Origin of the sequence: Dietzia sp. B32 (assembly GCF_024732245.1) — a bacterium.
Taxonomy (GTDB): Bacteria; Actinomycetota; Actinomycetes; order Mycobacteriales; family Mycobacteriaceae; genus Dietzia.
Window position 1 is genome coordinate 1,880,470 of record NZ_CP093845.1, and the last position, 26,054, is coordinate 1,906,523.

At 71.2% G+C, this 26,054-nt stretch carries 30 protein-coding genes and 1 pseudogene; 17 read left to right on the plus strand and 14 right to left on the minus strand.

Annotation, left to right across the window (positions count from 1 at the left end; all coding sequences use genetic code 11):
* Positions 1 to 13 precede the first annotated feature (13 nt).
* Positions 14 to 814 carry a type I 3-dehydroquinate dehydratase gene (gene aroD, locus L8M95_RS08945; protein WP_260485801.1) on the plus strand — a complete coding sequence of 267 codons (801 nt, stop codon included), beginning with the start codon at positions 14 to 16 and terminating at the stop codon, positions 812 to 814.
* On the opposite strand, the gene L8M95_RS08950 is transcribed toward aroD, so the two are convergent.
* Positions 805 to 1,245: an SRPBCC family protein gene (locus L8M95_RS08950; RefSeq protein ID WP_260485802.1), complete on the minus strand. Its 441-nt coding sequence runs from the start codon at positions 1,243 to 1,245 to the stop codon at positions 805 to 807. The two genes, aroD and L8M95_RS08950, sit on opposite strands and share 10 nt — an antisense overlap.
* 49 nt (positions 1,246 to 1,294) lie before the next feature.
* On the opposite strand from L8M95_RS08950, the gene L8M95_RS08955 reads away from it, so the two are divergent.
* From L8M95_RS08955 to L8M95_RS08965, 3 genes are all read left to right on the plus strand, one after another.
* On the plus strand, positions 1,295 to 1,864 hold the full coding sequence (locus L8M95_RS08955; RefSeq protein WP_260485803.1) for a DUF1697 domain-containing protein: 570 nt from the start codon (positions 1,295 to 1,297) through the stop codon (positions 1,862 to 1,864).
* A gap of 277 nt (positions 1,865 to 2,141) precedes the next feature.
* The gene (locus L8M95_RS08960) at positions 2,142 to 2,639 is read left to right on the plus strand and encodes a DUF2599 domain-containing protein (RefSeq protein ID WP_260485804.1); all 498 of its coding nucleotides are present in this window, start codon (positions 2,142 to 2,144) and stop codon (positions 2,637 to 2,639) included.
* A complete protein-coding gene (locus L8M95_RS08965; protein ID WP_260485805.1) occupies positions 2,636 to 3,151 on the plus strand; it encodes a GNAT family N-acetyltransferase in 516 nt (171 codons plus the stop codon). Before L8M95_RS08960 ends, L8M95_RS08965 begins: the two co-directional genes overlap by 4 nt.
* Here L8M95_RS08965 and L8M95_RS08970 read toward each other — a convergent pair.
* Positions 3,075 to 4,535 (minus strand): hypothetical protein, encoded by a 1,461-nt coding sequence (locus L8M95_RS08970; RefSeq protein ID WP_260485806.1) that lies wholly within the window; start codon positions 4,533 to 4,535, stop codon positions 3,075 to 3,077. The two genes, L8M95_RS08965 and L8M95_RS08970, sit on opposite strands and share 77 nt — an antisense overlap.
* A 45-nt stretch (positions 4,536 to 4,580) precedes the next feature.
* Between L8M95_RS08970 and L8M95_RS08975 the strand changes: the two genes are divergently transcribed.
* The 3 genes and pseudogenes from L8M95_RS08975 (at position 4,581) to L8M95_RS08985 (ending at position 6,822) form a co-directional block, all read left to right on the plus strand.
* Complete coding sequence (locus L8M95_RS08975) at positions 4,581 to 5,384, plus strand: alpha/beta fold hydrolase (protein WP_260485807.1); 804 nt, start codon at positions 4,581 to 4,583, stop codon at positions 5,382 to 5,384.
* 37 nt (positions 5,385 to 5,421) lie between these two features.
* Positions 5,422 to 6,240, plus strand: a pseudogene (gene nadE, locus L8M95_RS08980) (ammonia-dependent NAD(+) synthetase); the annotation flags it as partial.
* The gene (locus L8M95_RS08985; protein ID WP_260489211.1) at positions 6,220 to 6,822 is read left to right on the plus strand and encodes a cysteine hydrolase family protein; all 603 of its coding nucleotides are present in this window, start codon (positions 6,220 to 6,222) and stop codon (positions 6,820 to 6,822) included. The pseudogene nadE and the gene L8M95_RS08985, both read left to right, overlap by 21 nt.
* Here L8M95_RS08985 and L8M95_RS08990 read toward each other — a convergent pair.
* The 3 genes from L8M95_RS08990 to L8M95_RS09000 all read right to left on the minus strand — a co-directional run bounded on the left by L8M95_RS08990 (position 6,819) and on the right by L8M95_RS09000 (position 9,196).
* Entirely contained in the window at positions 6,819 to 7,826 is a 1,008-nt protein-coding gene (locus L8M95_RS08990; protein ID WP_260485808.1) for a pirin family protein, read from the minus strand. The genes L8M95_RS08985 and L8M95_RS08990 overlap by 4 nt on opposite strands.
* 57 nt (positions 7,827 to 7,883) lie before the next feature.
* Positions 7,884 to 8,489: a DedA family protein gene (locus tag L8M95_RS08995; protein WP_260485809.1), complete on the minus strand. Its 606-nt coding sequence runs from the start codon at positions 8,487 to 8,489 to the stop codon at positions 7,884 to 7,886.
* Between the two features lie 74 nt (positions 8,490 to 8,563).
* Positions 8,564 to 9,196 (minus strand): YdcF family protein, encoded by a 633-nt coding sequence (locus tag L8M95_RS09000; protein WP_260485810.1) that lies wholly within the window; start codon positions 9,194 to 9,196, stop codon positions 8,564 to 8,566.
* Between the two features lie 112 nt (positions 9,197 to 9,308).
* Here L8M95_RS09000 and L8M95_RS09005 point away from each other — a divergent pair, with 112 nt between their 5' ends.
* From L8M95_RS09005 to tpx, 3 genes are all read left to right on the plus strand, one after another.
* Complete coding sequence (locus L8M95_RS09005) at positions 9,309 to 9,977, plus strand: DNA-3-methyladenine glycosylase (RefSeq protein ID WP_260485811.1); 669 nt, start codon at positions 9,309 to 9,311, stop codon at positions 9,975 to 9,977.
* Between the two features lie 12 nt (positions 9,978 to 9,989).
* Positions 9,990 to 10,793: an adenylate/guanylate cyclase domain-containing protein gene (locus L8M95_RS09010; protein ID WP_260485812.1), complete on the plus strand. Its 804-nt coding sequence runs from the start codon at positions 9,990 to 9,992 to the stop codon at positions 10,791 to 10,793.
* A 67-nt stretch (positions 10,794 to 10,860) separates the two neighbouring features.
* On the plus strand, positions 10,861 to 11,358 hold the full coding sequence (tpx, locus tag L8M95_RS09015; protein ID WP_260485813.1) for a thiol peroxidase: 498 nt from the start codon (positions 10,861 to 10,863) through the stop codon (positions 11,356 to 11,358).
* Between the two features lie 87 nt (positions 11,359 to 11,445).
* Here tpx and L8M95_RS09020 read toward each other — a convergent pair whose 3' ends face one another.
* On the minus strand, positions 11,446 to 12,009 hold the full coding sequence (locus tag L8M95_RS09020; protein ID WP_260485814.1) for an NADPH-dependent FMN reductase: 564 nt from the start codon (positions 12,007 to 12,009) through the stop codon (positions 11,446 to 11,448).
* Between the two features lie 69 nt (positions 12,010 to 12,078).
* Entirely contained in the window at positions 12,079 to 12,891 is an 813-nt protein-coding gene (locus L8M95_RS09025) for a PaaI family thioesterase (protein ID WP_260485815.1), read from the minus strand.
* A 78-nt stretch (positions 12,892 to 12,969) separates the two neighbouring features.
* Here L8M95_RS09025 and L8M95_RS09030 point away from each other — a divergent pair, with 78 nt between their 5' ends.
* On the plus strand, positions 12,970 to 14,466 hold the full coding sequence (locus L8M95_RS09030) for a cell wall metabolism sensor histidine kinase WalK (protein WP_260485816.1): 1,497 nt from the start codon (positions 12,970 to 12,972) through the stop codon (positions 14,464 to 14,466).
* 55 nt (positions 14,467 to 14,521) lie between these two features.
* On the opposite strand, the gene L8M95_RS09035 is transcribed toward L8M95_RS09030, so the two are convergent.
* On the minus strand, positions 14,522 to 15,208 hold the full coding sequence (locus L8M95_RS09035) for a response regulator transcription factor (protein WP_260485817.1): 687 nt from the start codon (positions 15,206 to 15,208) through the stop codon (positions 14,522 to 14,524).
* Positions 15,209 to 15,219: 11 nt separating this feature from the next.
* Positions 15,220 to 16,059, minus strand: coding sequence for a serine O-acetyltransferase (locus tag L8M95_RS09040; protein ID WP_260485818.1), 840 nt, complete (start codon positions 16,057 to 16,059; stop codon positions 15,220 to 15,222).
* A 92-nt stretch (positions 16,060 to 16,151) separates the two neighbouring features.
* On the opposite strand from L8M95_RS09040, the gene L8M95_RS09045 reads away from it, so the two are divergent.
* Entirely contained in the window at positions 16,152 to 16,475 is a 324-nt protein-coding gene (locus L8M95_RS09045; protein WP_260485819.1) for a putative quinol monooxygenase, read from the plus strand.
* Between the two features lie 115 nt (positions 16,476 to 16,590).
* On the opposite strand, the gene L8M95_RS09050 is transcribed toward L8M95_RS09045, so the two are convergent.
* Positions 16,591 to 17,409, minus strand: coding sequence for a DUF1906 domain-containing protein (locus L8M95_RS09050; protein WP_260485820.1), 819 nt, complete (start codon positions 17,407 to 17,409; stop codon positions 16,591 to 16,593).
* Positions 17,410 to 17,572: 163 nt separating this feature from the next.
* Here L8M95_RS09050 and L8M95_RS09055 point away from each other — a divergent pair, with 163 nt between their 5' ends.
* Positions 17,573 to 18,487 (plus strand): SDR family NAD(P)-dependent oxidoreductase, encoded by a 915-nt coding sequence (locus L8M95_RS09055; protein ID WP_260485821.1) that lies wholly within the window; start codon positions 17,573 to 17,575, stop codon positions 18,485 to 18,487.
* A 92-nt stretch (positions 18,488 to 18,579) separates the two neighbouring features.
* Here L8M95_RS09055 and dapA read toward each other — a convergent pair whose 3' ends face one another.
* Positions 18,580 to 19,467, minus strand: coding sequence for a 4-hydroxy-tetrahydrodipicolinate synthase (gene dapA / locus L8M95_RS09060; RefSeq protein ID WP_260485822.1), 888 nt, complete (start codon positions 19,465 to 19,467; stop codon positions 18,580 to 18,582).
* A gap of 152 nt (positions 19,468 to 19,619) precedes the next feature.
* Here dapA and L8M95_RS09065 point away from each other — a divergent pair, with 152 nt between their 5' ends.
* The 3 genes from L8M95_RS09065 to L8M95_RS09075 are packed head-to-tail and all read left to right on the plus strand — an operon-like array spanning position 19,620 to position 22,376.
* Positions 19,620 to 19,937 (plus strand): hypothetical protein, encoded by a 318-nt coding sequence (locus L8M95_RS09065; RefSeq protein ID WP_260485823.1) that lies wholly within the window; start codon positions 19,620 to 19,622, stop codon positions 19,935 to 19,937.
* Positions 19,938 to 19,948: 11 nt separating this feature from the next.
* A complete protein-coding gene (locus L8M95_RS09070; protein WP_260485824.1) occupies positions 19,949 to 21,322 on the plus strand; it encodes a hemolysin family protein in 1,374 nt (457 codons plus the stop codon).
* Positions 21,315 to 22,376: a hemolysin family protein gene (locus tag L8M95_RS09075; protein ID WP_260485825.1), complete on the plus strand. Its 1,062-nt coding sequence runs from the start codon at positions 21,315 to 21,317 to the stop codon at positions 22,374 to 22,376. The genes L8M95_RS09070 and L8M95_RS09075 overlap by 8 nt, the downstream gene beginning before the upstream one ends.
* Positions 22,377 to 22,442: 66 nt before the next feature.
* Here L8M95_RS09075 and L8M95_RS09080 read toward each other — a convergent pair whose 3' ends face one another.
* Positions 22,443 to 22,568, minus strand: coding sequence for a hypothetical protein (locus L8M95_RS09080; protein ID WP_256821000.1), 126 nt, complete (start codon positions 22,566 to 22,568; stop codon positions 22,443 to 22,445).
* Between the two features lie 237 nt (positions 22,569 to 22,805).
* Between L8M95_RS09080 and L8M95_RS09085 the strand changes: the two genes are divergently transcribed.
* A complete protein-coding gene (locus L8M95_RS09085) occupies positions 22,806 to 23,588 on the plus strand; it encodes a pirin-like bicupin family protein (protein ID WP_260485826.1) in 783 nt (260 codons plus the stop codon).
* Here the strand turns inward: L8M95_RS09085 and L8M95_RS09090 are convergent.
* Both L8M95_RS09090 and L8M95_RS09095 read right to left on the minus strand, forming a co-directional pair.
* Positions 23,585 to 25,318, minus strand: coding sequence for a BCCT family transporter (locus L8M95_RS09090; RefSeq protein WP_260485827.1), 1,734 nt, complete (start codon positions 25,316 to 25,318; stop codon positions 23,585 to 23,587). The genes L8M95_RS09085 and L8M95_RS09090 overlap by 4 nt on opposite strands.
* A 70-nt stretch (positions 25,319 to 25,388) precedes the next feature.
* On the minus strand, positions 25,389 to 25,997 hold the full coding sequence (locus L8M95_RS09095; protein ID WP_260485828.1) for a CAP domain-containing protein: 609 nt from the start codon (positions 25,995 to 25,997) through the stop codon (positions 25,389 to 25,391).
* Positions 25,998 to 26,054 lie beyond the last annotated feature (57 nt).

The following is a 26,054-nucleotide window of genomic DNA, read 5'->3' on the forward strand; positions in this document are numbered from 1 at the left end:
GTAGGGTCTAGCCATGCCCCGTCATCAGTTGCGCCTGGATGCGCGTTCGCCGTCGATCATCGTGCCGATCACCGCGAGCGACCTCGCACAACTGGACCGGCAGGCGGCCGCCCTGGCCGGCGATCCCGTGGTCGACCTGGTCGAGTGGCGGGTGGACCTGTACGAACCGTCACCTACCGGGGCCGCGACGACCCCCGCCGGGACGGCCTCCGCCGGAGCCGCGGCATGGAACGATCCGGCTCCGGCGGTGGCCGCGCTCGAGACGCTGGCCGACGCGCTGCCGGACACCCCGATCCTGGCGACGTTCAGGACCACGGCCGAGGGCGGCGGCGCGGAGATCGCCGACGATGCCTACGTCGCGTTGATCGACGCGCTCGCCGCGACCGGCCTGGCCGCCGCCGTGGACGTCGAATACCGACACCCGCGGGCTGCCGCGGCGATCGAGACCGCCCATGCCCGCGGAACCGCCGTGGTGGCGTCGAATCACGACTTCGGCGCGACCCCGGCGGCCGCGGAGATCGTCGCGCGACTCGAGGCCATGGAGGTCGCCGGGGCGGACGTGGCCAAGATCGCCGTCATGCCCCGCTCGGCCGCCGACGTGGTGACGCTCATCGCCGCCACCGAGACCCGCTACCGCGCCGCGGGGATCCCGCTGATCACCATGTCGATGGGCGCACTGGGAGCGGTCACCCGCATCGGTGGCGGCACCTTCGGCTCGGCGGCGACGTTCGCCACCGTGGGCGAGGCCTCGGCCCCGGGTCAGTTGCCGGCGATCGGGGTGCGGGCGGCGCTCGACCTCCTGGGTCAGCCGTAGCGCCGGAGGACCTCGTCGCGCAGACCCGAGGTCGCCACGTCGGCGATGTGCTTCTGGGCTTTCTTGACCACCATGCCGGGGAGTCTGATCTTGAGGTCCACCTCGAGGTCGAAGACCACCTCGGTGGTGCCGTCACCCTTGTCGGTCAGCACGTAGCGCGCGTTCTGCACGTTCTGGGTGCTGCTCTCGACGAGCGACCAGCTCACCTCGCCGTCGTACCACTCGTACCGCACGACCATCTCGTCGGCGACGCCGTACTGCGAGATCTTCTCCCACACGACGATCGGCCATCCCTCGTCGTCGGCCTCGCGGATCTCGACCTCGCGGTGGGCATCCGACCAGTCGACGAGGGACTCGACGTCGGCTAGGACTTCCATGATCTCCGGGATGCCGGCCTCGATCGTGGTCACGGACTGCACTGACACTGCCATGGTCCGAAAGTTACCCTCGCGGGTCCGCCCGTGGTGCGAGGATCGGAACATGAACGCCACAGCCGGTCACGCCGGGACGAGCGGAGATCGCAAGGTCGCGTTGCTGCGGGGAATCAACGTGGGCAGGTCGGCCAGGATCGCGATGGCGGACCTGCGTGCCTGCACCGAGGAAGCGGGATGCGGCGAGGTGAGGACCGTGCTGGCCACCGGGAACGTCGTGCTCACCGACCCGCGATCGGAGGACGAGCTGCGAACGGTGCTCGAGGCCGCCTACGCGGACAGATTCGGCTACCACGCGGTGGTGCAGGTCCTCCCCCGCGATGCCGTCCGGGATGCGGTGGCCCGGTACCCGTTCGAGTCCCTCGACGAGCATCACGACTACATCGTGTTCTCCGACGACCAGGCGGTGGCGGAGGCTGTCGCGGAGGCGATGGGAGCGGCGATCGAGCCGGAAGGCACCGAGGCGGTGACCGCGGGAGCGGGGTGCGTGTACTGGCGGGTCCCCAGGGGCGCGACCCTGAGCTCGGCTGCGGCCAGAGCTCCCGGGAACCGCGTGCACGAACGCCACCTGACCACCAGGAACCTCAGGACGCTGCACAAGATCCTCGCGGTGGGGTGACCCCACCGAGGTGCGATCCGGCCGGGGCGAGCGTCAGGGTCCCTGGACGGACGCGCCGATCGTGTCGACGAACGCGGCGAGGGGCCCGAAGACGGCGGGGAAGATCCCGTCCCACATGGCCTGGAGCTGGGAGAGGTCGAACGGGGGCATCGGTCACGCTCCTTCTGCAGGAGGGGCGGCGTACGGGCTCTCCGTCGGCGCCGGGTTCCCTCCGCAGCACAGGATCCACCGAACGCGCGCTCGGGCGCAACCCCTCGGTCGTGGCAGACTGCGGGCGATGCCCCACCGCCCGCCCCCCGGAACCCCTGCCGCCGCCCTGGTCGTGGTGGTGGCCGCGGCGCTGGCGGCTGGCGCGTGTTCGCCCCGGGCGGAGGAACCGGCGCCCCGGACGGCCCGGGACGCCACGACGGAGCGGCCCGCGCCCACCCGGTCGCGCGAGGTCCCTGGGGATACCCGCACGCCGCCCGCGCCGCCGTTCATCGAGGCGGCGACCTGGGCCGACTCCGACTACGGGGTGACCCTCGAGGTGGCCCCGTCCACCGCCGGCCGCGGGGCGTCCGGGATCGACGACTCGTACGCGGCCTGGCAGGAGGTGCTGCGACTCGTTCCCGAGGCCGACGCCCCGGGGATGTGGGAGCAGTTCGACTGCCACTGGACGTGGGCGCGGCTGCTCGAACCGGACAAGCCCACCTGGAACGTCGAACCGTGGCGGCCGGTGGTCTCTCCCGAGCGCATGCTGGCCGAGGGCTGCAACCCGGGAGGTCCGGAGGTATGAGCACGATCCGTCCGGCCACCGTCGCGGACGCCGCCGGATGTCGCGAGGTGTACGCGCCGTTCGTCCGCGACACGACGGTGACGTTCGAGGCCGAGGTGCCTCCGGTCGAGGAGTTCGAGCAGCGGATCTCCCGGGCGCTGGAGCGCTTCGACTGGCTGGTCGCCGAGCTCGACGGGCGGATCGTCGGATACGCCTACGCCGGACCGGTCAAGGAACGCGCGGCGTACCGCTGGTCCTGCGAGGTGAGCGTCTACGTGGCCGCTGACGCGCAGGGACACGGACTGGGGCGGACGCTGTACCGGGAGCTGTTCGCCCGGTTGGACGCGGCCGGTTTCCGCCGACTTCTGGCGATCGTCGCCCTACCCAACGAGCCGAGCCTGGCGCTGCACTCGGCGATGGGTTTCCGTGAGGCGGGCCGGTTGGAGCGGATCGGGTTCAAGCACGGGCGGTGGCTCGACGTGGCGTGGCTGCAGGCCGACCTGGGGCCGGAGTCCGGGCCGCCGCCTCTCTGACCTGCCCGCGTGGCCCGACCTCATCGGCCACCGACGTCGCGCGTCGGATCAGCCCCGTGCACAACTCGTCGAGCCAGCCGCCGACGGAGTCGCGGGCGGCGTCGGTACCCGGATAGCGGCACCGCACGTGCAGCCCCGAGGCGCTGACGACGAACCACACCATCACCCCGTCGGTGCGGATCGCGGCCGACACGTGCTGCGGGTTCAGGCTCAGGTCCACGTCCACCGGCAGGCGGCGGTGGTCGAGCCACGAGATCGCGAACATCCCCGGGGTGTGGGGCATCCCGCCGTAGGGGGCGAGGATCGGCCCCAGCGCGTGCGAACCCAGGTCGACGGCCTCCCGCACCGCCGCCGCGCACACCGTCGGGTCGGGGTCATCGCATTCGATCACGGAGTTGGTGATGAACCATCCCACCGAGTCGTTCCAGCGGGAGGTGCGTACGTCGTGGCGGGAGTGCACCGGCAGCACCGCGCGCAGCCCCACCCCGGCGCGGCGCCGGAACACGTCAGTCATCTCGGCGATCGCGACCGAGATCATCCGCACCCCGTCGACGGCGGCCGCGTCCTCGAGCGCCGCGACCCCGGCCGGATCGAGCACGTCACGTACCTCCACCACCTCCTCACGCGGGGAGGAGATGTCGCCCAGATCGAGGGGGAACACCGGCATCTCCCCGCCGCCGCGCGCGAGGATCTCCGCCCAGCGTCGGTGCACGTCGTCCGGCGCGGGCGGGCGGGCACCGAGCTCGGCGGTGTGCTCGGAGAACGGCGCCGCCGGAGACAGGCAGGTGCCGGGTTCGAGGCCGCAGGCCAGGTCGTCGAGGCAGGAGCAGAAGTCGCGCATCAACACCAGCAGCGACCAGGCGTCGACGTGGCTGTGGTCGAGCCCGATCACGACCACCGGACGCTCCTGCTCGTCTCGCGGCTCCACCAGGCACAGCGCGTGCGCCGGCTGGGCGAACGGGCAGCACGCCTCGTCGAACACCCGGCGCAGGACGGCCCTCGGATCCTCCCCCGGTTCCGCGGGCGGGGTCCGCCACCCGAGTGACTGCACGGTCACGGGCCGCAGGCGCAGCTCGTCGTCGTCGCGGTCGGGTCTTCCCTCGTGGTCGTCTCGGTCGTGCCCGCCTCCGGTGAGCACCGTGCGCAGCGTCCCGTGGCGCGCGATCACCGCCAGCCACGCGCGCGCGATGTGGTCGCGGTCGGCCGGGAACGGCAGCGCGAACGCGACGGCCATCCACGAGCCCGCGCGGGGACCGAGCGAGGCATGACGCGCCTGGTCGAACGAGGGCGGCCGATCACTTCCCTGAGCTGGGGTGACATCGGTCGCAAACCGGTGCACGACGCCGTCGGGGAGCGACATCCGCGTTACGGTGGTGAGCCTCATGGCCCGCACGGTAGGGGCGGCGTGTTACGGGGAAAGGCGCGAAGTGTGACGACGACGAGACGGCCGGACTCCCGGCCCGGCGGCACCGGGCCCGCGCTCGCCCGCGACGTGCGGGGCGACGGGCTGCCGGTGGTGCAGTTGCACGGGCTCAGCTCGAGCCGGCGCCGCGACGAGGTGTTCGGGCTCGATCTCACGGCGGGCCGCGGCGGTCTACGTGTGGTGCGCTACGACGCCCGCGGTCACGGACGGTCGCCGGGCACCACCGATCCGGACGACTACACATGGCCGGCGCTGGCCCGCGACCTCCTGGGCCTCCTGGACGAGGAGTTCCCCGGTCAGCGCGTGCACGGGGTGGGGCAGTCGATGGGGTCGGCGACCCTGATCACCGCGGCGGTGGCCGAGCCTGGGCGGTTCGCCTCGCTCACCCTGGGCATCCCGCCGACGGTGTGGCGGTGGCGGCGCGAGCAGTCGCGGCTGTACGACCTCGCCGCGCGGCAGGTGGAACGCTGGGGCGGGGCCCGCTGGTCCGAGCTGACCCGGCAGCCGCCCACCTCGCCGGCCATCGACCCCGACCGGCCCGTCACCGCCCCCGACGTGGCGGACGAGTGGCTCCCCGCCGCGTTCCGGGGCGCGGCCGCCACCGACCTGCCGTCGCCGGAGGAGATCGGTCGGCTGGGGATGCCGGTGCTGTTGCTCGCGTGGCCGCAGGACGCCTCCCACCCGCTGGAGGTGGCCGAGGAACTGCTCGACCTGCTGCCCCACGCCCGGCTCGAGGTGGCACGCACGCCCGCAGAGGTGGCCGCGTGGCCGCGGCTGGTGGGCGACTTCGTGCACGACTGCAGCGGGTAGCGGTGGCATAGCGTCCCGGGCCTCGCACAATGGGGCCATGCGCGAACTACAGCGGACGATCATCGACACACTCGGGGTCAAGCCCGACATCGACCCCGCCACCGAGGTGGAACGTCGGGTCCGGTTCCTCGTCGACTACCTCGCCACGAGTGGCGCCAAGGGCTACGTGCTGGGCATCTCCGGCGGCGTCGACTCCTCGCTGGCCGGGCGGTTGGCCCAGCTCGCGGTCGAGCGGATCCGCGCGGACGGCGGTGACGCGGTGTTCGTGGGGATGCGTCTGCCCTACCGTGTGCAGCACGACGAGGCCGACGCCGCGGCCGCGGTGGAGTTCGTCGACGCCGACGAGACCGTGACCGTGAACGTCGCTCCGGGGGTCGACGCGCTCAACGCCGCGATCCGGGAGGGCACGGGCGCCGAGCTCACCGACTTCACCAAGGGCAATGCCAAGGCACGTCATCGCATGGTGGCCCAGTACGCGCTGGCCGGGGACCGCGGGCTCCTGGTGATCGGTGCCGACCACGCCGCGGAGAACGTCACCGGGTTCTTCACCAAGTTCGGGGACGGCGCCGCGGACGTATTGCCACTGGCGGGGCTGAACAAGCGGCAGGGCCGGGCCCTGCTCCGTCAACTGGGGGCGCCGCAGCAACTGTGGGACAAGGTCCCCACCGCCGACCTCCTGGACGAGAAACAGGGTCAGACCGACGAGGACGAGCTCGGCCTGCGGTACGACGACATCGACGACTACCTCGAGGGCCGCGACGTCCCCGGGGAGGTCGCGGAGACGATCGAGTCGGTGTGGCACCGCAACCGGCACAAGCGCACCACCCCGGTGGAGATGGCCGACACGTGGTGGCGGCCGGGTGAACAGACGGCCCTGGTGGTGATCGACATGCAGAACTCGTACTTCGAGTTCCCCGCCCTGGCCGAGGTGCGTGACGAGCTGGTCCCGCAGGTCAACGAGCTGATCCACGCCGCCCACGACGCCGGCCGCCCAGTGATCCTCGTGCGCACCGAGCACGCCCGTGACAGGTCCACGTGGACGATCAACATGTGCGAGGACGACCAGGGGTTCGCCTTCCCCGGCACCGAGCAGGCACGGTTCCTCGACGAGCTGGCCACCGGCGACCACGTGGAGGTGATCAAGACCCGCGACAGCGCCTTCTTCGAGACCGACCTCAAGGCCCGGCTCGACCAACTCGGTGTGGACCACCTGCTGCTGTGCGGGGTGTCGACGCACAGCTGCGTAGCGCAGACGGCGATCGACGGGTTCGCCGAGAACCTCCACGTGGCCGTCGCCCGCGGGGCCATCTCATCGGACAACTCGGCCCTCTCCGAGGCGCTGCTCGACTTCTGCGCCGACCAGATGCGCCAGCCGATCATCGATCAGGAGGCGAGCCTGGCGTTGCTGCGGACGGGCGAGTGGCCCGACGCCGATTAGCCCACCGGCCGCGTCAGGGTGCCGTCCGGGTAGCGGGCGAACCGGGTCTCGTCCCGTGCGTGGACGGGATCGTTCTGCGGCAGGTCCCAGGTGCCGAACACGCCGGCGCGATACTCCTGCATGGCGGTGACGATGTCCTCGCGGGTGTTGCCGACGAACGGCCCCTGCTGGACGACAGGGGCGCCGATCGGCCGGGCCTGCAGGACGAGGAACTCCGCGCCCTCGTCGCCGGCGGTCACGGCGACCGTCTCCGGGGCGAGGACAGCGGCGTCGTACCCCAGCTGCTGGTCGTCGACGGTCGCCGGGCCGCCGTAGTTGTAGAGCACCCGGTTCACGGAGGGGTCGGCGCCGGGCAGCTCCGTGGTCACGCCCGGGTCGACGGTGACGATCCAGATGGCCAGGTGGTTCTCCAGCCGTGCCGCCCAGGAGTGCGGCGGCGGGTCGAGGGCGCGCACGCCGTCGACCTCCCCGGCGATCACGCGGAACCGCGCGGCGGCGCCGTCGGCGCCGCGGACGACGACCGGGGTCTGCTCGGACCAGAACATGTCGAAGTGCGGCTCGGCGGACTTGTCCTCGGGGGCGAGGTTGAGCCAGATCTGGAACAGCTCCATCGTGTTGGGCCCCTCGGTGTCCAGCAGCGGGAACATCTCCGAATGCGAGATGCCGGAGCCCGCGGTGAGCCACTGGGTGTCGCCGTGGCCGAAGCGTGCGGCGGCTCCGAGGGAATCAGCGTGGTCGACCACCCCGTCGAGCACCACGGTCACCGTCTCGAAGCCGCGGTGCGGATGCTGGGGGAACCCGGGGACGGTCTCCCCGTGGTACATCGACCAGCCGTCCTTGCCGGAGAAGTCCTGCCCCAGTGAGCGGCCCGCGAGCGAGGCGGCGGGGCGCATGGTCTCGCCGTCGGCCGGCGGGAACTCGTCGCGGTGGTGGACGGCGAACAGGAACGGGTCGAGGCCCGGCCACTGGCCTCCGAGCGGGACGACCTGACGGATGGCGGACATGGGTTCCTCCTGCGGGACGCGGGTGCGATGACGAGAGACGTTTTGCTGTCACATCATTTACCCGCGCGTGGCGTCCCGGTGTTCCCGCCGCTCCTTCCGCTCCAGGTGGGCGCGCCGACCCAGGAACACCGCCACCAGCACCACGATGACCGCCACGACGGCGTTGGAGAACCATCCGGCCACGGACTCGATCCGGTGCCACTGGCCGCCCAGGAGGTAACCGCCCACCACGAACAGCGAGTTCCAGAGCAGACTGCCGGCGGTGGTGAGCAGCAGGAACAGCGCCGGGTTCATCCGCTCCACGCCCGCCGGGATCGAGATGAGGCTCCGCACCACGGGCACCATCCGACCGAAGAAGACCGCGCTGTTGCCGTGGCGGGAGAACCAGCCCTCGGCCTTGTCGAAGTCCTCGACCTGGATCAGCGGGACCCGGCGGAACAGCGTGCGAACCCGCTCGGCGCCGAGCCAAAACCCCAGGCCGTAGGCCAGGAGCGCGCCCAGCACGGACCCGAGGGTGGTCCAGAAGATCGCGCCGGCCAGGGTGAACGTGCCCTGCGCCGCACTGAACCCCGCCAGCGGCAGGATGACCTCGCTCGGGATGGGCGGGAAGACGTTCTCGAGGCCCACGATGATGGCCGCGCCGGGACCACCGAGGGCGTCCATGACCCCCACGGCCCAGCCGGCGATCCCGCCGAGGTCCCCCTCGGCGGCCAGTACGACGGGAGCAGCGACCTCGATCAGCCCCGCGCCACGACGCCGGTGACCGGGATCCGGCCGTCCACGGCCTGGCGGAAGTTGAGCACCGCGCGCTTGACGTGGTCACCGGTGGTCACCACGACGGCGCCGGTGGTGCCGCGCTCGCGGAAGATCCGGTCGGTGAACTGGGCGTTCTGCACCGTGGAGGCGGAGTCCCCCTCCTCGGTGATCCGGTGCGCGGCGATCCCTGCGCCACGCAGCCAGTCGCCCATCGCGCGCGCCTCGGTGCGTCCGTTCTGCGGCACGCCGCCGGTGACGATGATGCGGGCGGTCGGGTACGCCTGCGCCAACCGGTAGCCCGTCCGCAGTCGCTCCTCGAGCACCGGGCGGATGCCGCCGTCGGGGAACAACCCCGCGCCGAGGATGACGATGTCGGTGGTGAACGGGTTGACGGTGAGCACCGCGGGATCGTCCACGGTGGGGATCTCGAAGTCGCCACACAGGGCCAGCATGGACGGATCGATGTTCTGGCAGCCGAGCATCGTCAGCCCGCCGTAGAGCGCGACTCCGGACGGCATCTCGGCCGAGCCGGCGGAGGCGGTGCCCGCTCCGGCACCCAGCGCGAGAGCGGCGGCGGCCGCCACGGCGGCGAGACGCCTCTGAGTTCTACGCACGATAACGGTCCTCTCCCAAGCAGTGTCGTGACCAGATGGTTATCGCATTGTGCGTGAAGGTCGTTACCCGAGGCACGGAGCGGTCACGAACGACCCGCGTACCCTTCACGTCATGCCGGAAGGATACGACAAGGTCACGGCCGTGCGGTACCTCCACGGTGCCGACCCACACCTACGCGCGCACATCGACGCCGTGGGCCCGTGCACGCTCACCCCGGCGCCGGACACCGGGCCGCACACGCTCTTCGACCGGCTGGCCTCGTCGATCCTGTCCCAGCAGCTCTCGGTCAAGGCCGCCGCGACGATCGCGGGGCGGCTGCGCGGGCGGGCGTCGAGCCGGGCGCAACTCGACCCCGCGCTCGTGGCCGCGTTGTCCGACGAGGAACTGCGGGCGTGCGGGATCTCGCGCCCGAAGGTCGCGGCCCTGCGCGACCTGTCCGACGCGGTGCGTTCGGGTCGGATCCCGACGCTGACCGAACTGAGGGACTACGACGACGACGAGGTCATCACCTCCCTGACGACGGTCCGCGGGATCGGCCGATGGACCGTGGAGATGCTGTTGATCTTCCTGTTGGACAGACCCGACGTGTTCCCCGTGGCGGATGTCGGGGTGCGGCGGGGATTCGAACGGGTGCTGGGCCTGGACGACAAGGCCTCCCCCGCGATGATGCTCGACCACTCGGCCGGCTGGGCCCCGTACCGGTCGGTGGCGTCCTGGTACCTGTGGCGGGCGGTGGACCAGACGGGCGAGGCGGCCCCTGCGCCCGCCCCCGCGTCCTAGGCTCTGCAGGCCATGGCGAACCTCAACTGGGAGCGGGTGCGGGCGACGGCGGCCCGCGCCGCGGCGGGCGCGCGCGACGTCAACCGTCATCCCACATCGGTCGAGATGCTGCGGCGCGCCCGGCGGGCCCTGCCCGGTGACGCCGGATTCGGTGACCCGCTCTCGGCCGCCGGCCGCGACAGCGCGGGAACCATCGCCCGCGTGGCCGGGCGACTGTTCGACGAGCAGCCCACCGCCTCCCGGGAGGTGACCCTCGGCGGATTGCAGGTGTGGCACGCGGTCCTCGAGCGGACGGGCCGGGCCGGCGGCGGGAGCGAGGTGACGATCGTGTTCACCGACATCGTCGGGTTCTCCGACTGGGCGATGCGCGCCGGAGACGAGGAGTCGCTGGCCCTCCTCCGCAGGGTCGCCGCGGCCACCGAGCCCGAGGTGCTCGCGCACCGGGGGACGGTCGTCAAGCGTCTCGGCGACGGACTCATGGCCGCCTTCCCGTCTCCGCAGTTGGCGCTGGACGCGGCGGTCGCCTGCCTGGACGGGGTCGCCGGCGTGGAAGTCGCGGGATGGCACCCGCGGCTGCGGGTCGGTGTCCACACCGGGCGCCCCCGCCGGATCGGGGACGACTACCTCGGCATGGACGTCAACATCGCCGCGCGGCTCGCGGAGAAGGCCGGCCCGGGCGAGATCCTCGTCAGCGAGACCACGCGCGCGGGACTCGACCCCGGCCGCGTGACGACCCGCCCCAAGCGGACGTTCCGGTGGGGTGGGGTCAAGGGCGTCCCCGACGGGCTCATGGTCCACGTGGCGACCCCGCGCTGACCACATCCGGCCCACCCTCGCCGCGGCCGGGACGCCGCCGACCACCGGCGTCCGGTAGAACGGACACATGGCAACCACCAATTTCAAGGGCAATCCCGTCACCACGTCCGGCGAGCTCCCCGCCGTCGGATCGACCGCTCCGGCGTTCGACCTCGTGGGCACCGACCTGGCTCCCGTGACCTCCGAGTCGCTGGCCGGCAAGAAGCTCATCCTCAACATCTTCCCCAGCGTCGACACGGGCGTGTGCGCCCAGTCGGTGCGCACCTTCCACGAGAAGGCCTCCGGCCTGGAGAACACCGAGGTCGTCAACATCTCGGCCGATCTGCCGTTCGCGCACAAGCGCTTCTGCGCCGCCGAGGACATCGAGAACGCCACCGCCGGCTCGACCTTCCGCAGTGACTTCGCCGCCGACTACGGCGTCAAGATGACCGACGGCCCGATGGCGGGGCTCCTGGCCCGCTCGGTCGTCGTGGTCGACTCCGAGGGCAAGGTCGTCTACACCCAGCTCGTCGACGAGATCACCACCGAGCCGGATTACGACGCCGCGCTCGCCGCCGCGAACTGAGCGCACCCGAGACGGCGACGAGGCCCGCCCCCGACGAACGGGGGCGGGCCTCGTCATTTCTCCGACTCAGGGCGCCGGCGCCGGGCGTCAGGCGTTCGCGACCGCCAGCGAGAAGCGGCGGGTGGCCTGCTCCAGCTGATCGAACAGGGTCGTCAGCTCGTCGGCGCGCCGTTCCGCCGGCTGCACGCCCTCGGGGCCGAACTCGGTGAACAGGCTCAGCGAGATCTGCTGACGCACGCCGTACATGTGGAAGTTGGCCACTATCTGCCGCCAGTGCTCCACGGCGCGCACACCACCCTCGGCCCCATAGGAGACGAACGCGACCGGCTTGTTCGCCCACTCGCTGCCGAGGGAGTCGAAGGCGTTCTTCAGGCCGCCCGGAACGCTGTGGTTGTACTCGGGGGTGACAAAGACGAACGCGTCGTAGGAGTCGATCGTCGAGCTCCACCGCTGCACACGCTCGTCGTCGTACTGCTTGTTCGCCGCGCCCGGCACCGTGGCCGAGGTCAGCAACGGGACGTCGAACGACTTGAGGTCGACCAGCTCGTAGGTGGCGTCCTGCCGCGCCTGCGACTCCCGCGCGACCCACTCGGCCACGGACTGTCCCGAACGTTCCTCGCGGATGCTGCCCAGAATGATGCCGATCTTCACGGTCTGCTCCCTCTCGTCGTGCGGACTACTGTCGATCGCACCCACCCTACTAGATGACGTGACACCAATCTAACGGCGGCCGTAGACCGTGACCGTCGCCACGGCGCAGACCCGTCCGCGCTCGTCCCTGGTGGTCACCTGCGCGATGCCCCAGCTCCGCCCGTCGTGCAGGACCTCGGCCCGGAGCAGCACCGGCTGCACGAGGGGGATCTGACGCACGTACCGCACGTCGAGCGAGGACGAGCTGACCTCCCGCTCGTGCGGGAACACCACCGAGCCGGCGACCTCCGCAGCGGCCGCGAACACGCCGCCGTGCAGGTTGCCGAGCGGGTTGGCCAACGTGGGCTCCGGAGCGATCACGCCCTCCACCACGCGGCTGCCGCCCGGGCCGTCCTGCCGCTCATCCAGGGTCAGGCACAGGACCTCGGCCAGCGTCCCCGGCACCAGCCTGGACGGCCACGGCGGCTCCTCGTCGTACCCGTCCGGGTCCACGGCTCCCGCGATCTCCATGGATTTGACCAGTCCAGAGGCGATCACCTCGCCGTCGTCGTCGACGACCTCGCCGCGCGTCGTGAGGCAGTGACCGTCGTCGCCCAGGTGGTCCGTGCGGATGCCCAGTCCCGTCGATCCCGCGCGCGGGCGCGCCAACAGGTCCATGCGCAGCTCGGTGGTGACCGTCCACATCCCCTCGGGGCGGCGGCGGTGGTTCTCCGAGCCCAGGCCGGAGTCGACCAGGACGGCGAGCCCGCCGGCGGCGAAGCGACCCGACGGGTCGACGAACTGGTCGGCGACCGGCTGGTGCCAGCTCACCGACCCGTCCTTGTTCGGGCTGAAGGTCAGGCCCAGGCGGGGCTCCGGGCCGTCGTGCTGAGATTCTCTCACCCGCCGACGCTAACACGTGTTCTCGTTCACATCCGTCGCCGTTCACCGCCGGAGCCGGTGCCCCCGCACAATGGAGAGGTGTCCCTGACCCACGAGGTCCTCACGACCCCCCGCCGCTGGCCCATCCGTGTCGCGACGACCGTGATCGCCACCGCCATCGTCATCCTCGTGCTGGCCGCGGCGGCCGGCGGCGCGTGGCTGCTCCTGCGCTCGGCCGTGCACGGCGCGATCGACTCCGCCGACCGGGCCCGGGCGGTCGACGTCGCGGGAGGGCTGGCCGCCCAGGGCCCGCAGGCCTCGCTCGGGCTGGTCTCCGAGCCGCTGTCCGGGGTGGACATGGTGCGCGTCGTCGCGCCCGGAGGTCGGATCCTCGCCGGTCAGGTCACCCGCGGTCTCGAGGACGTCCCCGCACTGCCCGCGCCGGCACCCGGTCAGATCATCAGGCGCGACCTCGACGCCCCGAACGGCGCCGATCTGCGGATGACGTCCGTCGGCGTGGAGGCCCGCGGGGTGACGCTGGCCGTGGACGTGGCCACCGATACGGGCCGCTACGACACCGTGCTCGTCACCGGCGCGGTGCTGTTCCTGTCGTTCGTCCCCGTCGCGGGCCTGGCCACGGCGGTGTTCGTCCACTACGCCATGGGCCGGGTGCTGCGGCCCGTCGAGTCGATCCGCTCCCGCGTCGCGGAGATCTCCGCCTCCGGCCGCGGCGAGCGGGTCCCCGTACCCGAGGCCGAGGACGAGATCTCCCGGCTGGCCCGCACCATGAACGCCATGTTGGCCCGCCTGGACGCCGCCCGCACCGCGCAGGTCGCCTTCGTCGGCGACGCCTCACACGAGCTGCGCAGCCCGCTGTCCACGCTGTCGACGATGCTCGAGCTGTCCTCCACCTCCGGCACCCCGGTGGACGTGGAGACCGTCGACGAGTTGCTCCTGCCCGAGGTGCAGCGGATGCGCACGATGGTCGAGGACCTGCTCCTGCTGGCCAAGAACGACGAGCGCGGCCGGCCGCTGCGCCGCGACGACGTGGACCTCGACGACATCGTGCTCTCCGAGGCCGCCCGGCTCCGGGGTCTCGTGGGCGGGGTCGGCGGGGCGGGAGGCGCGGGTGCCCGCGGGGCGGGAGGCGCGGGTGCCGGCGGACTCGAGGTCGCGGCCTCCGTCGAACCCGCGCGCGTGGTCGGCGATCCCGAGGCCCTCCAACGCGTGGTGCGCAATCTCGTCGACAACGCCCGCCGCCACGCACGCCACCGGATCGCGCTGCGACTCACCGTCGACCGGACCGACCCCGGGGCGCCGCGCGCGGTGATCCGTGTCGACGACGACGGCGAGGGCGTTCCCCCTGATCAACGGGATTCGGTGTTCGACCGCTTCGCCCGCCTGGACGCGGACCGCGCGCGGGGCACGGGCGGATCGGGCCTGGGTCTGGCGATCGTCGCCGAGATCACCCGCTCCCACGGCGGCTCGGTCCGGGTGGAGGATGCACCCGGCGGCGGCGCCGGGTTCGTGGTGGAGCTGCCGGTGGAGATCATGGACGACGCCGCAGACGACTTCCCCGACGGCGGGGCGGGGTGAGGCGGGGAGGGGTGAGGCGTGGGCGCGGTGAGGCGTGGGCGGGATGGCGCCCGGATCAGGGACGGGCCGCGACGCTGTCCACCAGCCGGTAGCCCTGCCCGCGGACGGTCTCGATGGCGCGGGCCCCGAACGGGGTGTCGATCTTGCGCCGCAGGTAGCCGACGTACACCTCGACGATGTTGTCGTCCCCGTCGTACGCGGCGTCCCACACTGCGCGCATGATCTGGGCCTTGGAGACCACCTGATTGCGGTGCCGGACGAGGTACTCGAGCACCGAGTACTCGCGGGCGGTCACGCTGATCCGCGTGTCCCCGCGGCGGACCTCGCGCGCCGCCGGGTCCACCACCAGGTCCCCGGCCTCGAACGATGCCGGGCGCTCCGGTGCCCCCCGCCGCACGAGGGCCCGGAGCCGTGCCTCGAGGACGACGAACGAGAACGGTTTGACGAGGTAGTCGTCGGCACCCAGGTCGAAGGCGTCGGCCTCGTCGTACTCGCCGTCCTTGGCGGTGAGCATGAGCACCGGGGTCCAGACCTCACGGCGACGCATCTCGCGGACGACCTCGTACCCGCTGAGGCGCGGCATCATGATGTCCAGCACGACCACGTCGAAGTCGTCGGCGCAGGCCATCTCGAGGCCCTTCTCGCCGTCCGCGGCGGTCTCCACGGACCACCCTCCCGCGACGAGCCCCCGGCGCAGGCTCTCCCGCAGCGCCGGCTCGTCGTCGACCACCAGGATCCGCACGGGGTGTCGCCCTACCGCTCGGGGTCGATCTCCTGGTCCATCCGCTCAGCGGGGACCAGCGAGTCCGCGTGACGGCGGACCACCTTCGCGGGGACCCCGGCCACGGTGGTGTGGGGCGGGACCTCGTGCAGGACCACCGATCCCGCGGCCACCTTGGAGCAGTCGCCCACGCGGACGTTGCCCAGCACGATCGACCCGGCCGACAGCAGGACACCCGAGCCGATCTTGGGGTGACGGTCGCCGTCCTCGTTACCGGTTCCCCCGAGCGTGACGCCCTGCAGGATGGACACCCCGTCGCCGATCACGCACGTCTCCCCGACCACGATCCCGGTGGCGTGGTCCACGAGGATGCCCGAACCGACCCGGGCGGCCGGGTGGACGTCCATGGCGAACACCTCCGAGATGCGGCTCTGCAGGAACGACGCCGCCATGACGCGCCCGGAGTTCCACATCTCGTGGGCCACCCGGTGCACCTGCAGACCGAGGAAGCCCTTGGCGAAGAGGTAGGGCACCAGGTAGTTGGGGTACGCCGGGTTGCGCTCGTAGCTCACCACCAGGTCGGCCGCGACGGCCTCCAGGACGTGGGGATGCTCGACGAGCACCGCCCGGATCTCCTTCTCCAACACGTGCCGACCGATCTCGGGGGTCGCGACCCGGGAGGCGGCGAGGCGGGCGAGGGATTCACCGAGGTCGTCGCAGCCGTCGATGAGGTCCAGGACCAGTCCTGCGATCAGCGGTTCGTTCCTGCTCGAGGTCGCGTCCTGCGACAGGCGGTCCCAGACCGCGCGAACGGAGGAGTCGGCCTCCGCCCGCGGGATGCACGGGTTCTCGATGCTCAGCTCGATGGTCACCTGATACAGCGTAGGCCCGTCCCGTCGATCGGGGCGAGTCACACCGGTCCCGGCGGGTCGACGGCCCGCCCCGGGCGCGGCAGGATGGGGCCATGATCCTCATCAACGTGCGTTTCGACGTCAAGCCCGAGTTTGCCGAGTCCTGGCTCGAGTTCACCCGCGAGTTCACCGAGGCCACTCGCGCGGAGCAGGGCAACCTCTTCTTCGACTGGTACCGGTCCCCGGAGTCCCCGAACACCTTCCTGCTGTGCGAGGCCTTCCGGGAGGGCGACGCCCCCGCCGAGCACGTGAACTCCGAGCACTTCGTCGCGTTCACCGGCTCGGCCGCCCGGTACCTCGAGCGGACCCCGCGGATCATCAACACCACCGCCGAGGGCGAGGAGTGGGGGACGATGGGCGAGATCACGGTCGGGTAGGCGCGGGCCGGACCCGCACGACCCACCTCACCACGCAGCCGCGCGCTCCAGAGTCATCCGCACGGGATATATCGCATGCGGATGACTCTGGAGCGCGCGGCTGTGGTGGGTCGGGTCAGATGGAGCTGCCGAGCGCCGACTGCGCGAGGGCGATCGGATCGATCGGCCACCACTGGCCGTAGTCGAGCGCGTAGACGCGGTTGAGGTCGGACACGACACCACCGACGGTCACCTGCTGGCGGACCGGCAGCTGGTGGATGGTGGCGAACGGGTTCAGTCGCCCGCCGGAGCCCCAGTCGTGCTGCCAGAAGTACTGCCCGAGACCGCGCTGGCGGCACCAGTCGATGGTGGGGGCGTTGGCGTACACGCCGAGCTTCATCCCCGCACGCTGCAGCTGAGAGCGCCAGCGCTCGAGGTAGGGCGCGATCTGGTTGTCGAACTGCCACCGGGTGGGGTTGTCGTCGATCGCCACGTACATCGGCACACCCGAGGGACCGCCGGCGGAGCGGTGGATACCGATGCCGATCGGAGCGTGGCGGTCGCCACCCGCGGCCCCTTCCTTCCAGTCGGCGGTCTCGGCACGCCCGAACTGGTAGCAGGAGACCATGTTGAGGCCGTGGGCGCGGAAGTCGTCGACCTCGCGGCGTAGCAGCGGCTTGCCGGTCATCCACCCGGCGTCGGGACGACGGTTGGAGCAGTAGCGCACGGCGCCCATGTGGCCGGCCGCGCGGATCGACGCCGCCGACGGCGGGCCGGAGGCGTAGTCGAGCAGGGTGCCGATCGGGACCCCGGCGCCGGCGCCCGGAAGTGCACCGATCTCGGCGGGGAGGGAGGACTGTGCACCCACGGAGGGCGTGATGCCCGCGGCGAGGGCGCCCGCCCCGGCAGCACCGAGGCCGGCGCGGCGGAGGAAGGTTCGGCGGTCGAACGTCATGGAGCTACTCCGGGATCTCGAGGAAGGGGCACGCGGGGGCACGTGTGACACGTGGGACTCGCGCACCCCGACGAGTGTGTCACAAGAAGATCGCGGATGATATCCCGGCGTTACCACACGGGTGGACCACCGTAGAGCAGGCGCGGCTGGTTCACTGATGTTCATGACTCGATCGCACAGATGGTCCGCCGCCGACATCCCCGACCAGACGGGCCGGACCTTCGTGGTCACCGGCGCCAACGGTGGTATCGGCCTGGCGACCACGGCGGCGCTCACAGCCAGGGGCGGCCGGGTCATCATGGCCTGCAGGAACGAGGAGAAGGCGGAGGAGGCGCGCGCGACGCTCCCCACCGGAGCGCGGGAGCTCGCGCAGGTGCGCCTGCTCGACATGGCGGACCTGGACTCGGTCGACGGGTTCGTGGCGGCCACGACGGAGGCGGGCACACCGATCGACGTGCTCATCAACAACGCCGGCCTCATGAACATCCCCCACGCCCGCACCGCGCAGGGGCACGAGATGCAGTTCGGCGTGAACGTGCTGGCCCACCACGCGCTCACCCGGGGGCTGGAGCCGATGGTGACGGACCGGGTCGTCTGGCTGGGTTCGCTCGCCCACCTGCGCGGACGACTCGATACCGACGACCTCGGCATGGACCTGCGCGGATACCGTCCCATGGCGGCGTACGCGAACTCCAAACTGGCCTGCATCATGCTGGCCTACGAGTGGCAGCGTCACTTCGAGCGGACCGGCAGTGGGCTCTCCTCCGTCGCCGCGCACCCCGGTTACACCGCGACCGACCTCATCCGCCAGAGCGGCAACCCGCTGGCGGACCGCTTCTTCGAGCTCGGCAACTCCATCACGTGGGCGGGCCTGACACCGGAGATGGGCGCGCTGTCCGTCCTGTACGCCGCGACGATGCCGGATGTCACGGGCGGCGCGTTCGTGGGTCCCGATCGCCTGGGGGGCCTGCGCGGGCACCCGAAGCTCACCAGGTCGAGTCGCCGTTCGTACGACCGGGCCACGGCCGCCGCGCTGTGGCGACGGTGCACGGAGATGGCCGCGTTCCAGCGGGCGTAGCGGCGCCGACGTCAGCCCCGACGACGATCCCCGACGACGACGAGGTCATCCCCTCCCGGGTGGGACCGTGGTCGGTCGGTGGCCGGGATGGGTCAGCCGAGCCCGGCCGCCGCCAGGCCGTCGCGCAACCTGGTCAGGTGCTCGGGCGGGCCCTGTAGGAGGGGCATGCGCAGGCGGTCCGAGCCGATGAGACCGGCCGTCTTCAGCGCGGCCTTGACCTGGATGGCGCCCTGCGAGGTGTGCATGATCGCGTCCACGGCCGGGATGAGGCGGGTGTGGATCTCGCGGGCCCGGGGCAGGTCGCCGGCGTCGACGGCGTCGATCATCGCGCGGTAGTCATCCCCGGCGACATGGCCCACCACGGAGACGACGCCGGTCGCGCCGAGAGCCAGGAACGCCAGGTTGAGCACGTCGTCGCCGGAGTACCAGAGCAGGTCCGTCTCGGCCATGAGCCGGCTCGCCTCGAACAGGTCGCCCTTGGCGTCCTTCACCGCACGCACCTGGGGGATCTGCGCCAGCCGCCGGATCGTGTCCGTGGCCAGGGCCGTGCCGGTGCGGCCCGGGATGTCGTAGGCCATGATCGGACGGTCGGTGGCCTCGCCGATCATCCGGAAGTGCTCGACGATCCCGTGCTGGGTGGGCTTGTTGTAGTACGGGGTCACCACGAGCAGCGAATCCGCGCCGCGCGCGACCATCTCGCGGGCCGCGCGGATCGAGTGGGCCGTGTCGTTGGTACCGCACCCCGCCATGACCTTCACCCGGTCGCCGACCGCCTCGACGACGGCGGCCACGCTGTCGTAGTCCTCGTCATCCGTGGTCGTTGCCGACTCGCCGGTCGTGCCGTTGACCAGCAGACCGTCGTGACCGTGGTCGGCGAGGTGGACCGCGAGCCGCTGCAGGCCGTCGAAATCGATCGAGCCGTCGTCATGCATGGGGGTCACCATCGCGGTGATGACCCGACCGAAGGGATTGTCCGACATGCGCACCACACTAAGCCACGACGATGCCGTGGCGAGAGCCCGCTGGCCGCGCGGGCGCAGGATCCCGACGGGCGCGCGCTCACGCGACTAGGGTCGTCATCACCTCGGCGACGGGTGACCGGCGCCGACCCACGAGACCACCGGAGGCGACCGTGACCGACTCGACCCGACCCGAGGACAGCGCACGCATCCCCGAGGAATCGCCCGAGGAACTCGGCAACACCGTCGACGGGTCCGGTGCCGGCGACGGGAGCACCACCCGCGGCGCGGACGAGGCGGACTCCGCCGCCGGACCCGGCCGGGACGCCGGCAGCGCCGGTGGCCACGGCGAGGCGGCGGGCTCCGGCGCGACCTCCGGGACGGCCGGGGACGGCGCCGCCCGACGCGACGAGCAGAAGAAGGTGTACCAGACCCCTGACCAGCCGGATCACGCCGTCGGCGGCTCGGACGGCACCGCCGACGGTCAATAACCGGGCCTGACGTGGCACTCGCGCTCGCGCTCACGCTGGCGCTCGTCCTGCTCATCGGTGCCAACGCCCTGTTCGTGGCGGTCGAGTTCGGGTTCCTCACCGTCAACCGGGACGAGGTGCGCGCGGCCGGATCGGAGGGCGACCGGATCGCCAGGGCCCTCGACGGGTCGCTCGCCAGGACGTCGACCAACCTGTCGGGCGCCCAGCTGGGGATCACGGTCAGCAGCCTCGTCGCGGGGTACCTCACCGGCCCCTCCGTGGGGGAGCTGCTCACCGGCGCCCTCGGCCTGTCGGGCATGCCCGAGCCGGCGGCCCGCGGTATCGCGATGACCGCGGCCTTCGTCGTCGTCACGTTCCTCCAGATGGTCCTCGGCGAACTCGTCCCCAAGAACTGGGCCATCGCCGCGCCGATGCGGGTCGCGCGGCTGGTCGTAATCCCCCAGAAGATCTTCATGGCGGGGTTCGGCTGGCTGGTCACGGGGCTGAACTCCACCGCCAACGTCGTGTTGCGGCTGCTCGGGTTCACCCCGCAGGAGGAACCCGGTGGGGCGCACTCCCCCGAGGAACTGCGGGCGTCCGCGGCGCGGTCGGGCCGTGAGGGCGCCATGGACCCGCACACGGCCGAGCTGGTGACCCGCTCGATCTCGTTCGGTGAACACCGCGCGGCGGACGCGATGGTGCCCCGCCCCCTGGTGACGTTCCTGCGGGACCACACCGCGCAGGATCTCCTCGACACCGTGGCGGCCACCGGCCGGTCGCGGTTCCCCGTCCTCGGCGCGACCGTCGACGAGGTGGTGGGCGTCGTCCACTACCGGCAGGCGTTGGCCGTGCCTGTCGACGAGCGCGCCCGGACGCCGGTGCGGGAGATCGCCACCGAGCCCACCGTGGTGTCGGCGGTGATGACCCTCGACCCGCTCATGCGCCTGCTCCGGCAGACCGACCTGCAGATGGCGGTCGTCGTGGACGAGTTCGGCGGGACCGCGGGGATCGTCACCCTGGAGGACCTGGTCGAGGAGATCGTCGGGGAGATCGACGACGAACAGGACCGGGCGTCACGCACCCACGAGTGGGTCGACGACGACACGGTTCTCGTGGACGGGATGATGCGGCCCGACGAGCTGGGGACCGTCCTGCGGCTGGAGATCCCGCCGCCCGGGGCCGTGTCCACGCTGTCCGGACTGCTGTCCGAGGCCGTGGACCGACTGCCCGAGGTCGACGACGAGACCGAACTGGACGCGCACGACCATGAGAACCGCGACCGCGACGACCTGCCCACACGGGCGCGGGTGCGGTTGCGGGTGGAATCGCTGCGCGGACACCGGGCCGGGCGTGTCCGGGCCACCGTCGTGCGGGACGTTCCCGGGGCGGAGGACCCGGATGAGTGACGGCGTCGCACTGCTGATCCTGGTGGCCCTCCTGCTCGGCAACGGGTTCTTCGTCGCCGCGGAGTTCGCCATGGTCTCCGCGCGGCGCGACACCCTGGAACCGCACGCCGCCGGGGGCAGCACCCGCGCACTGTGGTCACTGCGAGGTGTGGAGAACGTATCGCTCTCGCTGGCTGCCACCCAGCTCGGGATCACGGTCTGCTCACTTCTCATCGGCGCGGTCGGCGAGCCCGCCATCGCCCACCTCATCGAGCAGCCACTGGCATGGCTGGGGGTGTCCACCGGGTTCGCGCACCCGATCGCGCTGGTGATCTCGCTGCTCATCGTCACGTTCCTGCACATGGTGCTCGGCGAGATGGTGCCCAAGAACATGGCGATCGCCCGGCCGGCGGCGGCCGCGCTCCTCCTCGGCCCGGTGCTGCGGGTCTTCGTGCTGGTGTTCCTGCCCGCGATCTGGCTGATGAACAAGTCCGCCGACGCCGTGGTGCGGTACGTGTTGCGGGAGGAACCGCGCTCCGAGGTGGAGACCACCTTCACGGTGGACCAGATGCACGGGATGGTCGCCGCCGCCGGGGAATCGGGATTCCTCGACGAGGACGAGACGCTGCTACTCGAAGGGGCGCTGGCGTTCGACCACATCAGCGCGGCCGACGTGCTCCGTCCGATCGAGGAGGTGGACTCGATCGACGAGGACCGGACCACCGGCGAGGTGCAGGACCTGTGCGTGCGGACCGGCCACTCGAGGTTCCCGGTGCGGCGCGGCGACACCTACATCGGCTACGTCCACGTCAAGGACATCCTGGCCGATGACCCGTCCCGACCGCTGCGCCGCGAGCGGATCCGCGAACTGGGGGTCGTGCCGTCCGGGACGCCGCTCGACGACGTCCTGTCGGCGATGCAGCGGGCGCGTGCCCACCTGGCGATCGTCGATGACCGGGACGCGGGGGCGTCCGGCCCGCGGGGGCTACTGGTCCTCGAGGACGTCCTGTCCAGGCTCGTCGGAGAGGTCAGGGACGCCACGCCCGGAACCGAGCAGGCGTCGCCCGGGGCCTGATGTGTTCCGGCCGCCGTCCGGCGGGGGCTGGCGGACCCGGTCAGCGGACGTTCTCAGCGGACGTTCTCAGCGGACTTTGTCGGGGTTGGTATCGAGAACCCGGCCGAGCGTGTTGTCCACGACGATCTGCGCCACCCCGCTGTACGTGGCCACACCCACCCGCACCGTGGTGGCCAGCGCGTTCTGCAACATCGTGGAACCTCCTGCTAGTCGGTGTGACACCCGTCACTCTACGCTCGTCGGCGGCGTGCCGCTGACAGATAAACAAACTTTCTGGACAGCTGTTCTGGACGCCTGCCCGAGCGGCCGTTCCGGACATTAATGCACCACCTCACACCCCGCCACCGTTCGCGCTGGCCCGGCCTCCGCCCATCCGCCCGATGGTATAGTTGATACATCATCGACTACTGACGAAGGGCAGCGACGCACATGTCCGAGATCCGAATCCACCGGTCCCGCGCCCGCTCGCACGACGCCGGAGGGTGGCTGGACTCCCGGCACTCGTTCTCGTTCGGCCGGTACCAGGACCCGATGAACACCCACTTCGGGCGCCTGTTGGTGAACAACGACGACCGCATCGCCGCCGGCTCCGGGTTCGACACGCACGGCCACCGCGACATGGAGATCGTCACCTGGGTCCTCTCCGGCTCGCTCGTACACCAGGACTCCGAGGGACACAGCGGCGTCATCTACCCCGGACTCGCACAGCGGATGAGCGCGGGCTCGGGCATCCTGCACTCCGAACGCAACGATGGCTGGCGCGACGGCTCGGTCCGCAGTGAGCATGCCCCCGTGGACCCGGTCCACCTCGTCCAGATGTGGGTCGTCCCGGACACCGCCGGCGGGGAGCCCGGGTACGAACAGCTGGAGATCGAATCACCGGAGCTCGAGAACCAGCTCGCCGTCGTCGCCGGAGGGCTACCCACCTACTCGGACCGCGCCGCCATCCGGATCCGCAACCGCGCGTCCGCGCTCCTCGCGGCGCGACTGGACCCCGGCCGGTCCGTCCAGCTCCCCGACGCCCCCTACCTCCACCTCTACGTGCCGCTGGGCTCGGTGGCGCTGGAGGGCGAGGGCGTGCTGGACACCGGCGACGCCGCCCGCATGACCGCCTCGGGCGGGCGGCGCGTCACCGCCGGTGACCACGGGGCCGAGATCCTCGTGTGGGAGATGCACGCGGGCATGACGATGCTCGACGTGCGCGGGCACTAGTCCTTCTCGGCCGTCGCCTCCGCGCCGTCGGCGACCGTCACCGGGGCGCCGTCGTCCTGCTCGCCCTCGTCCGGGATGTGGTACAGCGGGTGCACCGGCTCGGGTGAGGGCGCCTCCTCGTGCTTCTCGAGCTCCTCGGCCGAGTACGCGCGGCGCCACTGCCGGGTGACCGTGGGGGGCCGCTCCCCCATGTCGCTGCTGATCCCGCGGACCAGGCTGTACATCATGACGAAGCCCATGATGAAGAACGGCAGTCCGATGACGGTGATGACCTCCTGCAGCGCGGTGAGCCCACCCTCGCCGGTACCGGCGAGGATCGTCGCACCGACCGCGCCCATGAGCACACCCCAGATGACGCGCTGGTGGGTCGGCGAGGCCTGGACCTCGTCGTCCTTACCGGAGGCGATCATGTCCACGACCATCGATGCGGAGTCGACCGACGTGGTGAAGAAGATGACGACGAGGACCACTGCCAGCCCGGAGATGAAGGTCGCCAGCGGGTAGTTCGACAGGAACGCGAACAACGCACCCGGGATGTCGCCGTCGTCGACCACGGCCTCGACCAGACCACCGGAGCCGAAGAGCTCGATATGGAACGAGGCCATGCCGAAGATCCCGAACCACAGCACCGAGAACGCCACCGGCAGGCCGAGTACGCCGAAGACGAACTGACGAATGGTGCGGCCACGACTGATCCGGGCGATGAAGATGCCGACGAAGGGCGACCACGTGATGGTCCAGGCCCAGTAGAAGACGGTCCAGGTGTTCTGCCACGACGCCAGGTCGTCGGAGGCCGGGAAGACGTTGTTCCACAGCGCCAGCTCCGGCAGGGTCGAGAGGTAGACGCCCAGCGACTCGACCGTGCCCTTGAGCAGGAACAGTGTGGGGCCGGTGACCAGGACGAAGATGAGCAGCGCGACGGCCATCGCGATGTTGAGATTGGACAGGCGCTTGATGCCCTTCTCCAGGCCCAGGGCCACGGAGATGCAGGCGACGGTGGTGACCACCGCGATGATGAGCACCTGCACGACCGGTGACATCGCGATCCCGAACAGTTCGTTCAGACCCGCGTTGATCTGCAGCGTCCCCAGACCGACCGACGTCGCCACGCCGAACACGGTGCCGACCAGTGCCACGATGTCGATCGTCTTGCCGAGCGGGCCGAAGATCTTGTCCCCGAGCAGCGGGGCGAAGATCGAGCTCACCCGCGGCGGCATCTTGCGCTTGTAGATGAAGTACGCGAAGGCGAGTGCGGGCAACGCGAAGATCGTCCAGGTGTGCAGGCCGAAGTGGTACAGCGTGAACGCCATCGCCTCGCTCGCGGCGTCCGTGCTGCCCGGTTCGACGCTCCCACGGGGCGGGGTGGCGAAGTGCGAGATCGGCTCCGCCACGCCCCAGAACATGAGGATCGTGCCGATGCCCGCGGCGAACAGCATCCCGAACCAGCTCAGCGTGGAGTGCTCGGGGAGCTCGTCGTCCCCACCGAGACGGACGTGGCCGAATCGGCTCAGGGCGATCCAGATGAGGAAGCCGAGGAACGCGGTGACACCGAAGATGTAGAACCAACCGAGGTTGGTCATGATCCACCCGGAGGCGGAACCGAAGACGCTGCCCACCCACTCGCCGGCGAAGAACGTCACGACGACGAAGAGCAGGATGACCCCGACGGTCGTGAAGAACACCCCCGGATCGGTCTTGAGCCTCAGCGCTCGCAGAATCCGTTCGGACATGTTCCCCCCGTCGTCTCGGCGCTACGAGAGCGCCGCTGCCGGACCGTGTGGCTCAGTCAGAGTTGGTGTGTCAGTACGCGAAATTGTGTACCACGAAAACTTTGCCGCCGCGCGAGTAGGCGATCCCCATGCCGGCCGACCGGTACCCCGGATCGAGGAGGTTCTCGTTGTGGCCCGGCGAGTTTTTCCACAGGTCGACCAGGCAGACCGCACCGCAGTGGGTCCCGGCGGCGACGATGTTCTCCCCGTATCCGCGGCCGATCAACGCGGTGTTGTGGACCACCTCATCGCGGGCGGCCAGACGGTCGGCCCACGCCTGGGCCTCGCGGTCGAGGTCGGGGTTGGGAGCCAACGCCCCACGCTTGTGCGCCACGCGGTACGCGTCGATCTCGCGGACGATGCCCTCGCGCAACCCGCCGCCGACGGCCAGGGCGGAGATGTCCTGGTAGGCCATCTCGCTGGAGCCGACCGCAGCCCACGCCTCGGGGGGCAGTGCGGCTCGCACCTGGGAAACGAGACCGTCCACCTGGGGGACCAGGTGGGCCGGGATCAGGTGCTGTGGGATGAAGGACGGCAATCGGGGCGGAGCCGTCTGGGCAGAAGCCGTCGCGGCGCCACCCAGGAGGGTGGCGGAGGTGACGGCGATCGTCGCGAGTGACGCGGTAAGCCTGGTGCGCATGGTGGTGATCATGCCGTCTCGGCGTGCCTGAAGCTAACCGATTGGCCAATGAGGTAA